Raw genomic sequence first — 11,433 nt, 5'->3', positions numbered from 1 at the left:
GTAGGAAAGGAAACGGCTGGGACAATGCTTGTGTTGAGAGCTTCTTCCATTCAATGAAAGTTGAAGCGATCCAGTATGAGCCGATCATGACGCGAGACGAGATGCGCCAAACAATCTTTGAATACATAGAGGTTGATTATAATCGGACAAGAAGGCACAGTGCTCTTGGGTATCTAAGCCCAGTTAACTTTGAAAATCAAAATGTCGCTTAATGAAGTGTCCAGTCTGGCTGGAGCAGATCAACACAGTTGAGCCAGGTTCACCAGACAATTGTTGGTGAACTAAAGGCAGCGCTTTCTCAGCCGCCTTGCCATCAACAGGCATAATTTCAGGGGTAATTGCCGCCAAAAACGGTTCGAAAACTTTGCTATCTTGAGTAACCGGCATCGCGATATGTGCACTTCCTGCATACACAACTAGACCTGTATTACCGCCTTTTCGCGCCGCCAATAAGTCTCGAATTTTTTGCTTCGAACGCTCTAAGCGACTAGGGGGTAAATCCTTTTCTAGCATGGATTCGCTATTATCAAGTACCACCAACATCGAGGCTTTGTCTTCACCAAATGGCGATGCTTCATGCTGCCACGTTGGCCCTAAGCAAATAATGATCGCAATAGTCACTATCACCATCAGCAGCTTGAGTGGTAGCTGTTTGCGCCACCCTGTCTCACCAATCGTCAACGCATTGCGTAAATGCTCTGGCAGAATGTCTTTCCAGCTCGGTTTGGTCTCTTCTCGCCAACGTAACCAAAGTAAGAAAAACATCGGCACGAATGCTAAGAGCCAAAGTGGGCGAATAAAATGAAACTGAGTAAAAAACTGTTGAACTGCGAGAGAATCAAACATCACTCTCTCCTTTCGTTTCAAGATTCGACAAACGAACTGTAAGGCGACGTCTTACCGTTGCAAGGCTAAACGCAGTGAGATACATGAGTACGACGACCGCCATTAAATAATGGTGTAAGCCCTGCTTAGGTCGATACGTTGTGCTTTCGTATAACTGAGGCTCAAGTTGACCGATCTGTTCATAGGCTGTACTGAGTTCATCACGGTTTAGCGCTTCAAACGCCTCACCGCCAGATTCAGAGGCGATACGCTTGATGGTCTCCATGTCCAAGGCCACTTCACCGACAGTCTGCGGGTCCCCCATCGCAATCACGTGAATACGAACCCCTTTCGCCTTAGCAACTTTTGCAGCATCAATTGGCTTTACAAAACTGCCCGTGTCATTACCATCAGTCAGTACAATCACAACTTTCTCACGTTCGATATCGTTTTGGGCTTGTTCAGCAGACATCTGCTTGCCGCTCTGCTCAAACACTTTTATCGCCAAGCCAATCGCATCACCCAAGTGAGTACTCTGCCCCGCCATAGCCACATCTGTTTGATTTAAAAGTTCTAGCCATACATCTTGGTCGGCAGTAAAAGGAGTTTGTACAAACGCAGCATCACCAAACAGGATTAAACCTAAGCGGTCGCCTTTTCTGGTTTTCGCAAAGTCCACTAACACCTCTTTCGTTGCTTCCAAGCGTGAGATTTTCTTACCTTGCTTAGATGTGAAGTCTTGTTCTGCCATGGATCCAGATAGATCAACGACCACCATGACATCTCGCCCTAATTGTTCACGCACTTGAGGTTCACCAAGAATGGTTGGTTTAGCCAACGCACAAACAACCAGAACCCAAGTGATAATGAGTGTGGTGCGTTGCCACCAGCTTGGCGTTAATTGACTTGCCCCTTCATAAGGTGCTTCCCCAATCGCTTCCACCAATTCGTGGAAAAACGGCACTTTAATGGCCATTTGTTTGGTTCGATATGCCGGTACCGCTAAGTAGACCAAAAGAGGTAAAGGCAGGGCAACGAACCACAATGGATGTGCAAATTCAAAGCTAGAAGATAAGAGATTAATCATTTGCTTTCCCCTCAACCGCCACTTGAACATCAGGCTTATGAAGTTTTAGCCACATCATAGAGGTTTGAATGACTTCCGAGCGCTGTTCAAAGGTCAAACCTACCTTTGGATCAATGAGGCTTTGCATCCATAGACCTGAGATTTCCTCAGCAAAGAATGCGTTGTTACTCTCTGTTTTCCCGTTCACAGGAAGGTGCGCATTCAAACGTTTCACATAAGCTTGCCCAAACAGCTTTGCATTGCTGCTGTCTAGATAACGAAGTACAACCTTAAGCACTTTAAAAGCCTGCTCAGGGGAGTTTTTATCTCTCGCATCCAATAACATCAATTCATTGAGTGCTTCTTTTCGATAACGATTATTCCACCATCTTAGCGCCAAACGATAGGCCAGATAGAGAGCCGCTAATAACAAGATAACGCCAAGGATCTTCCAACCGATGGTTTGTGGAGCCCAACTAACGCTATTAGGGATCGCTACATCATGAAGTTCACGCAGGATATAAGTACTAGGAGGCGTATGTTCTACTGTCATTTAGCGCCCTCCTGCTAACTTTTGTAACTGAGAAATATGATTACCAGAGGTATCTAGTTCGATATACGGAAGGTTTCTCATCGCCATTAATTTAGCTAGAGATTGTTTTTGAAGTACAGCTTTCTGAGCTAGGCTCTCTCTCGCAAGATTGACCTTAGATTGGCTATCTAAGCTCAATTGAAAACGACCATCACCCACAACCCAGTTTGCGCTTGCAAGATCTCTTGGCAGTGAACGCTCTAGTGGGTCAGTGACCATGATGGCGAGAATATCGTTATGCTGTTGAAGTTGTTTTAAACGGTCTAGGTGGTGCTCTTGGCAATCACGCCAATCGCTAATAAAGATTAACGTCGACTGTTTTAACCTCATACGCTTAATCAATTCGATCCATTGAGTAAACCCGACTCCCTCATTGTCACTCACATTAACACCCAAGCTTTGGTTCGCTTTAGCAAGGTGTTTGAGTTGAGATAGCAAATCAGACTGAGAACGTTGCGCTTTTGTGTGAAATAGCTTTTGGTGTGAAGCCAAAACAAAACCGACGCGATCTCCATCCTTAAGAACCCGCCACCCACATAATGCCGCCACTTCAGCGGCAACGACGGACTTCATGGTGTCTTGAGAGGCAAAGAACATCGAGCTGCGTTGATCTACACAGATCATCACATTACGGTCTTTCTCTTCGGTGTAGCTACGAACATGTGGTTTCCCAATTCGCATGGTAACTTTCCAGTCTAGGTTACGGATATCATCACCCAATTGGTAATGTCGCAACTCCTCAAAGTTCAAACCACGACCACGAAACATCGAATTGTGTCTTCCCGAAAGAAAACTGCCCGCTTTTAGGTGAGGTAGCAGAGAAAACGACTCAGCTTGCGCCTGTATTCGCACTAACTTTGAGTAATCACAGAACAGTCTTGGGTCAAGGCCTTGCGATTTGGGAGCTTGTGTTGGCTTCGCCATGACGCCCCCTTATTATCCGATCTCTACGTTATCAAGTAGCTCTTCAACGACTCTCTGATGGTCAACCCCGTCAGCAAGTGCGTCATAAGACAGTGAGAATCGGTGCCCCAACACAGTTGGCAGCATGGCACGAACATCATCCAACGTGACGTGGTCATGCCCTTGTAGCCATGCATAAGCGCGAGCACACTTATCTAGAGCGATAGAAGCTCGTGGACTGGAGCCAATTTCAATCCATTTGGACAAGTTAGATTCTGGGTAACGTTCCGGCTTTCGAGTCGCCATAACTAACGCCACAATATAGTTTTCAACCAAATCAGATACTGCTATTTCAGGAAGCTGGCGACGTGCCTCAAGCACTAATTCAGGTTCAATATGTTGCGGAGTCACTAACTCGGAACGAGTCTCATTGCCTAGCTCTTCGCTGCGAACCAAGCGAATGATGTCGCGCTCTGATTGATCTTCTGGGTAATCAACCGTCACTTTCATAATGAAACGGTCCATTTGCGCTTCAGGTAGCGGGTATGTACCTTCTTGCTCAACTGGGTTTTGAGTAGCGAGCACCATGAATAAGTCCGGAAGGATGTGAGTTTGACCGCCTACTGTGATCGTGCCTTCAGCCATCGCCTCAAGCAATGCCGCTTGTACTTTAGCTGGCGCACGGTTTACTTCATCGGCTAGGACAATACTGTTAAAAATAGGTCCCGGTTGGAAGTGCAGTTGAGGTTTCCCCTCTAGCTCTTGATACACCTCTGTACCCGACACATCAGATGGTAATAGGTCTGGTGTGAACTGGATTCGACCAAAACTGGTATTTAATAAGTTGGCAAGCGACTTTACTGAACGCGTTTTCGCTGTGCCAGGAAGCCCTTCTAAAAGCACATGCCCATTGGTCAATAACCCTATCACCAGAGCCCGAACGACGTGACTCTGACCGATAACACTTTTCTCTGTTTGTACAATCAGTTGGTTTATTGCTTGTTGCGCATAGTTCATAAGTCTTCTCGTAATTCAATCTGGCTACGTACATCCTACTCACAAACTCCATAACTATTAGTTATAAACACCATAAATCATAAGGGTATAGCCTCGTCCATGATGGCGCTCTATTTCAACTAAGCTCTCTACTTGCTAATTGCTTTCAACTGGTTAATTTCCTCCGACGGTGCCACTTTGCTCAGTGATGAAATACATTGTTCAAACGCCTTTGGTACGCCCGGTATATGGCTGTTTCGCGCCAACACTTCACACTGGGTATACAGATGCTGTGGGTTACGGCTAAATTGGTAAGCCTTGTGCAGTAATTTACTTGCTGCAAGCACGTCAGATTTTTCCAAAGCCAAGCCGTACACATACCAATATTGTGGGTCGGTTTGCGCAGTTTCAGCTGCTTGTTTAAGGTAGTCCGTTGCTTGCTTATAATCTTTCACACGAAGCAGAGATAACCCTGCACTGTATGGCAATACACTCGATTTAGGCTGAGCTTGAATACCTTGCTTCAATATCGATAACGCTTTTGCTTCGTTACCTTGCACTCGATACAAATCCGCCAAGTTGGCGTAGCTATTTTCGAAGTAAGGCTCAATCTCGATAGCACCTAAATAGAACTCAATCGCTCTTTGATACTGACCTAAGTCTCGGTAAGCGTTACCTAGGTTAGTGCGTCCAAATCCTCTATCGGCATTAAATTGCTGTATTTCAATGTACTCTTCCAATACAGGCTTGATTTGGTCTTTCTGCAGAGGATTCATTTCTCCCCAGTAACGCACCAATGCACCTGCGGTTTCTGAACGAATCGACAATACAGGGTCTTTCAGTAGCGGCTCTAGAATCTGCCAACGGTCAGTAAAAGGGAAACCAGATGAGCCTTGCACAACGCCTAAACGGATCATGTCATCATCGTGCTTCACAGCTTTCACAAGTGAGATCAGCGTATTCTTACCCGTGTTACCACCTAAGCGCTCCAAACTTGATGCTCGAATGATCTTGCTTAAACTAGAGTCTTGAGCTGAGTAGGCCAAGGCATCCTCTGCGCCTCTGTGCCCTATTGAATCGGCATAAAAAGCTATGGCAAAATGCTGCTGATTACGATATCGAGAGTCAGGGAACCACTCGCCGATTTGTTTATCTGCCCATTGATCGGTTTGATCTTCATGACAGCTAGTACACACGTTTGGCGTTTTAATGTGTTGGCTAATATCAGGGCGTGGGATATGCCAACTGTGGTCACGTCTTGGATCGACTTCCATGTAAGTCGTCTCTGGCATGTGACAAGTCGTACATTGTGAAGCTTCTGTATTCGCTTCGTGGAATGTGTGTTTTTCAGGCGTATACTCTGAAGCAATGTGGCATTGGCTACACACGGTTTCCTCTGTAATTTTTAATTCCGCAGTATGTGGATCGTGACAATTTGTACAAGTAACGCCTTTCCCTGCCATCACTGATTGCAAGAAGGATCCGTAAACGTAATCTTCATCGTAAATTTGGCCATCGTTATAGTAAAGTTCAGGGGTAATCAAGCTCAGGCGATATTTATCAAAGAATGACCCATTAACATAATCGCCTGTTTCATTCAGCTGAGTCCGCCTGCTGTGGCACTGAGCGCAGGTCTGAACTTGATTGGTGTGAATGATGTCTTTTGGTTGTAGAATTGAGTTGCCCTCTTGATAGATCCATTCTTTCACCGACTTCGACAAGTCACGGTCGAAACCAAAATGTGCAGAGATTGGAGCCTCCTTTCCGCCGTTGGCTTTTACTAACTTGGCTTGTTCAACGTGCTCGCTGGCAGGCCCATGACATGCCTCACAACCGACATTAATCTCAGACCAAGTGGTGGTGTAGGTATTGCTTGAGCTGTCGTAATTCTTTTCTAGGTTCGTTGAATGGCAATCTGCGCACATGAAGTTCCAGTTCTGGCCACTGTTGGTCCAGTAAAACTCATCGGTGTTGGTAGTATCAGGATAAAGGTGAAACCAACGTTGGCCGCCTTCGTCTTTGGTGCGAGAATCCCAAGCAAAAGGAATCAATTGTACGCGTCCGTCTTCAAACTCAACCATATACTGTTGTAGAGGTTCAAAGGCAAAGGTATAGCTGATTTTGTAATCTTTGAATTGCCCGTCTGGTCCTTCGATATTGACCCAGAACTCTTCACCCTTGCGAAAAAATCGGTTAGGCATACCATCATGAGTAACCGTTTGGTCGTTAAAATCGCCCAATACCGATTCATCTGTAGCGTGCTTCATCGCCATATCATGATGAGAGCCCTCCCACGCTTCGAATTCTTCACTATGACAATCAACACACGCTTCCGAACCGACATAAGTGGCTTTAGAACCGATATGCAAAGCATCGGAGCTAGCGTGTGAGACTACAGAGCTATCCTTTGAAGTGTCAGAGATGATATTAGGAGCTTGCTCGTTGGCATAGGCGTTCAAACTTAATAGCGATAACATCAGTGCATACAAGATTGCGGATAATACTGAGACTCGCTGGTATTTCAATCCGTTTACCAGTAAGCAGAACCATGCCAACATAACATTCCTTGTTTTCATACACCCTTGTGCTTAATAAGGTAGACCTAAGAACAACCAATTTACAATTATTTAGTGGCAGGATCTCGATAGTTGTGATTCATATTCACGACTGGTGTTTACTCATTGGTATGCGAATAAAAAGAGCTCCTAGCGACATCCTGTTCGTTGGTCAGGTAAGCGTAGAAACTGTGAACCAGTTAGTGAGGTTCATTTAAACCCAGAGAAAACTGTCCAATAAACAATCAAGTAATGACAGCTATCTTGAAAAACGCCGGATTACCTAAGTTACTTTCATACTACCTGAGCGAGCCGCCTTACACCGTTAGCTATCGTCATCTGTAGTTCACAATCTCAAGCTATTGTCATTTTATGCTATCAAAAAAATGATATGTATCCGTGAAACCACTAAAAAAATACCAATATGAGCGCTATGCCGTTCTTTGTAACCTCGCCTATTCTCGTGGCTTTAAGCAAACTCGTTATGGGTTTGCTCCAAACGGTCAGAGAGTCATAAAAAATCAGTTTGGCAAAACCATGATTCGCGTTTTGTGGAGTAAGGACAGAGATGAAGTGTTGGTAGTTATTAAAGGGTCTCACAGCATGTCAGACTGGCTACTTAACTTTGCTCTATGGACAAGAAGCTGCAAAAGAATTGGACTTAACTATCGAGTTCATGCGGGATTTTATCATCTGATGTTTCAAGAGAGCCAACCGAGTCGAAATGAAGATAATTTAGGTTTGAACGTGATCGAGCGCTTGGAAACGATTCTCGCGCCCTTATTAGAACAAGGCAAAAGAGTAGCGATTACTGGGCACTCTTCTGGCGGTGCGATTGGTTGTGTCTTTGCGGATTACTTTGAACAGAAATACCCGGGCTGCATAAAACGTATCGTGACTTTTGGACAGCCTGCTATTGGAGATTGGAGCTTCAAGAAACATTATCGCTTGAGTAAAAAGACCTACCGCATATGTTGTGACATCGACATTGTAACCTTCATGCCACCAGTGCCTTTACTGTATTGGCATGTGGGAAAGATACTTTGGCTTTATAACGGGCGTATCTATGAAAATACACCGACTTTTATTCGCTTAGGGCGATCCCTCTTTAGTTGGTTGATTAGGCCATTCTCTTATCACTTGATGAGTAAATACATACGCAATAAAGACTTCTTTGATCAGCACTAAGACTCGCTCACCACCATGAAAAAAGAGCACAAACTTATGACGGTCTGTGCTCTTGTATTTCCTAGTCTATCTCTATCGCGTTTCAGTTCTTAAAGCTTGAATCGAGACAACTCTTGTTTCAAGTCATTCGCTAAATGGCTAAGCTGATCTGCTTGAGACACTGCATCCGTCGCATCAAGCGCCATAACGTCACTCACTTCACGAACAGATTCAGTGTTAGCGTTAATTTCCGCTGTGACCAGTGACTGCTCTTCAGCAGCAGAAGCAATCTGAGTCGCCATATCACTGATAACTTGAATCGCTTCACGAATTTGAGCGAGACTCTCTCCTGCCATATCAACATCATGCACGCTTGTCTCCGCCATATCGTGACTTTGAGTCATCACTTTAACCGCGCTATTCGTTGCCTGCTGCAAACGTTTGATTTTGTCTTCAATCTCTTCAGTTGACGCATGAGTACGCTGAGATAGTACTCGAACCTCATCCGCCACAACAGCGAAGCCACGGCCTTGTTCACCAGCCCTTGCCGCTTCAATCGCAGCATTAAGTGCCAGTAGGTTAGTTTGTTCAGCTATCTCGCGTATCGTCGCCAAGATAGACGCAATTTGTTGTCCATGCTCTTCTAGCTCGCTGATAATAGATACCGCGCTCGTCAGTTCAGTAGCAAGCTCATTGATTGATGATTGGCTTTTTGCCATCTGTTGGAAGCCTTGCTCGCTTAATTCAACTGAATGACTCGCGCTTTTCGCTGTATTGTCCGCGTTAGAAGCGATCTCAGCTGTCGCAGTCGCCATTTCAGTTACTGCTGTTGCCACCATCGTAATTTCATCTTGCTGTCGGCTTACGCTATCACTACGCTTTAGAGCACTCTCATTGGCATGCTCAGCACCGTCGTTCATCGCTGTAGAAACTTGGGTAACGTTGGTCATCATTCCATGCAGTCGATCGACAAACACATTAAACTTATCGGCCAATTGACCAACCTCGTCTTTACTGGAGACTTGAAGGCGTTGAGTTAAATCACCTTCACCCTCTGCGATATCAGCGAGTGCTTCGCTTACTCGTCCTAGCTCTACCAACTGTCTCGCAACAAACCAAGACGTTGCCGCGGCCATCACAATCAGAACAATCAAACCCGTGGTGATCTGACTGACCAACATGTCAAACAGCGGTTGTTCCAAAACACCTTTATCCATCTCAATCACAAGCAACCAATCCGTGCCACTGATTGGCTCCGCCATGATCACACGCTCGTGACCATCAACTTGGGTGAAGATCGTCGTTAGATTCTGCGCTGCACTGTTTAAACCAGCAACACTTAGCTCAGGTGCGATGTCGTTAACCTGTTTAAGAATAAAGTCTTCGTTTTGGTGAGCGACAACCGTGCCTTCTTTGTCGATAAGGATCGCGCGTCCATTTCCTGGCAGCTGTATTGCTAATACATCTTTAATCAGCTTATCTAAGGCGAGGTTTGAAGCAACAACACCGATAATGGATCCGTTCTCGGTGACCGGGTCGGTCAGTGTAACCACGAGTGCCTGCATCGTAACGCTGACATACGGCTTGGTTGTGACGGCTTTGTTTTGAGCTAAAGTCTCCTTATACCAACCACGAACTCTTGGGTCATACCCTGCTTTGTTGAGGGAAGGATCATGACGGAACATTTCCCCGTCTTTATTGCCGTAGTAACTCAATCCAAAGCCACCAGATACAAGGGTTTGACGTAAATGCGGGACAATATCTAGTGAAGGGTTAAGTTGAACTTGTTGTTGAAGGCCATGTACAGCTTGTTTCTTGTCGTAAAACCAATCACTGATCCCTTTAGCATGGGCGTTCAACGTGTTACGACTTTCGCTCTCTATAGCCTGCCAGCTGTTACTTTGAAAAGTCTTATAACCCATGAAAAGAAGAATTGCGGATGTAAAAGCAATCGCCAAAACTACAGAGAAAACCATTTTCCTCTTTAGACTAAATTGCATATTAAGAACCTCTTATAGAGCAATTAAAGAAATATAAAGAGAAATCCTATCACCCATACTCATGTTTTCATAAGGGTTATTCCAAAAAAAACATGAAACAAATTGAGCATTATGTTTAATTGTGACTTTGATTTATTGTAAACGCCCATGAACCCACGGGGCGATGTTGTTAATGTTTGAAGTTCCAAGGTAGGAGCGCATCGATATCAGGCTCAGCTTTCGCGAGCTCTTTCATGCACTTGACCATGTAGTCGTAGAGGATAAGGCCGTTGGCTTTCGCTGTCTCGACGATGCTGTAAAGCATCGCGCTCGCATCAGCACCATTTGGTGTGTTCGAGAAGAGCCAATTTTTTCTGCCAATGGCCAGCGGTTTAATGGCGCGTTCAGCACGATTATTATCGATAGATAAATGAATCTTGAGCTCGAACAGAAATTCATAATCTGATGGCTGAGCAGGCCTTGTTGAATACTTCAAAATATCTCCAAAAGTAACTATGGCGTCTTTCTTAAATAAGGTTTATTTGTATGCGCCCCATGAACCCACGGGCGGTGTTGTTAATGTTTGAAGTTCCAAGGTAGGAGCGCATCGATATCAGGCTCAGCTTTCGCGAGCTCTTTCATGCACTTGACCATGTAGTCGTAGAGGATAAGGCCGTTGGCTTTCGCTGTCTCGACGATGCTGTAAAGCATCGCGCTCGCATCAGCACCATTTGGTGTGTTCGAGAAGAGCCAATTTTTTCTGCCAATGGCCAGCGGTTTAATGGCGCGTTCAGCACGATTATTATCGATAGATAAATGACCGTCATCAATATAGCGGATGAGTTTCGGCCATTGGCCGAGCGTATACTTAAKCGCTTTTCCTAATGGACTAGAGCTTATTACTTGTTGAGACGTCATCCAGTCGTACAGCTCATCCARTATCGGCTTGGCATGCTGTTGACGTTCTGCTTTTCGTGTTTCGACAGTCGCACCTTTTAAGCGSGAYTCTATCCCATAGAGCTTCTGGATTTTGGCCAGCGCTTTATCTGCTTTGCCTGACTTACCTTTACCTTGAAGCTTCTTAGCATCCATGAACTTACGCCGTGCATGCGCCAAGCAACCAACATTGGTTACCTGGTGAAGACCATCATAGGCACCATAGCCATCGGTTTGCAGATAACCACTGTAATCCCCCAAGAAGGCAACAGGGCATGCCCTCGCGCGACTGTTTTGATAGTCGTACTCGTACAAGGCGATATTCTTTAGCAGTGCAGCGTCGGGCGAGTCTGCGCCCGAGCAGTAGAGCCACATATAACACTAACACTGTTTATCTTCTTTGAGGACATTGAG

At 45.3% G+C, this 11,433-nt stretch carries 8 protein-coding genes and 3 pseudogenes; 2 read left to right on the top strand and 9 right to left on the bottom strand.

The genetic code is table 11. From position 1 onward, the window contains the following. Nucleotides 1-212 (top strand): IS3 family transposase (locus tag L1D11_RS21990; RefSeq protein WP_239862797.1); only part of this gene is annotated, 212 nt, incomplete at its 5' end. 25 nt (nt 213-237) lie between these two features. Here L1D11_RS21990 and L1D11_RS21985 read toward each other — a convergent pair. The 6 genes and pseudogenes from L1D11_RS21985 to L1D11_RS21960 form a co-directional block, all read right to left on the bottom strand. Next, nucleotides 238-846, bottom strand: a pseudogene (locus tag L1D11_RS21985) (VWA domain-containing protein); the annotation flags it as partial. Further along, nucleotides 839-1,912 carry a VWA domain-containing protein gene (locus L1D11_RS21980; RefSeq protein ID WP_239834302.1) on the bottom strand — a complete coding sequence of 358 codons (1,074 nt, stop codon included), beginning with the start codon at nt 1,910-1,912 and terminating at the stop codon, nt 839-841. The pseudogene L1D11_RS21985 and the gene L1D11_RS21980, both read right to left, overlap by 8 nt. Then, entirely contained in the window at nt 1,905-2,444 is a 540-nt protein-coding gene (locus L1D11_RS21975; protein ID WP_239834301.1) for a DUF4381 domain-containing protein, read from the bottom strand. Before L1D11_RS21975 ends, L1D11_RS21980 begins: the two co-directional genes overlap by 8 nt. Further along, a complete protein-coding gene (locus L1D11_RS21970; RefSeq protein ID WP_239834300.1) occupies nt 2,445-3,407 on the bottom strand; it encodes a DUF58 domain-containing protein in 963 nt (320 codons plus the stop codon). 12 nt (nt 3,408-3,419) lie between these two features. Next, nucleotides 3,420-4,403 (bottom strand): MoxR family ATPase, encoded by a 984-nt coding sequence (locus L1D11_RS21965; RefSeq protein WP_239834299.1) that lies wholly within the window; start codon nt 4,401-4,403, stop codon nt 3,420-3,422. A gap of 128 nt (nt 4,404-4,531) precedes the next feature. After that, nucleotides 4,532-6,940, bottom strand: a complete 2,409-nt coding sequence (locus L1D11_RS21960) for a multiheme c-type cytochrome (RefSeq protein ID WP_239834298.1) — start codon at nt 6,938-6,940, stop codon at nt 4,532-4,534. Between the two features lie 396 nt (nt 6,941-7,336). On the opposite strand from L1D11_RS21960, the gene L1D11_RS21955 reads away from it, so the two are divergent. Beyond that, entirely contained in the window at nt 7,337-8,125 is a 789-nt protein-coding gene (locus L1D11_RS21955; protein ID WP_239834297.1) for a lipase, read from the top strand. An 89-nt stretch (nt 8,126-8,214) separates the two neighbouring features. Here the strand turns inward: L1D11_RS21955 and L1D11_RS21950 are convergent, their stop codons facing one another. From L1D11_RS21950 to L1D11_RS21940, 3 genes and pseudogenes are all read right to left on the bottom strand, one after another. Continuing rightward, nucleotides 8,215-10,080, bottom strand: coding sequence for a methyl-accepting chemotaxis protein (locus L1D11_RS21950; protein WP_239834296.1), 1,866 nt, complete (start codon nt 10,078-10,080; stop codon nt 8,215-8,217). Between the two features lie 193 nt (nt 10,081-10,273). After that, a pseudogene (locus L1D11_RS21945) lies at nt 10,274-10,516 on the bottom strand (transposase); the annotation flags it as partial. 143 nt (nt 10,517-10,659) lie between these two features. Next, nucleotides 10,660-11,433, bottom strand: a pseudogene (locus L1D11_RS21940) (IS66 family transposase); the annotation flags it as partial.

The sequence above is a fragment of the Vibrio sp. Isolate32 genome (genome assembly GCF_022397955.1).
Classification (GTDB): Bacteria; Pseudomonadota; Gammaproteobacteria; order Enterobacterales; family Vibrionaceae; genus Vibrio.
This window is presented reverse-complemented; position numbering and strand designations above follow the sequence as displayed.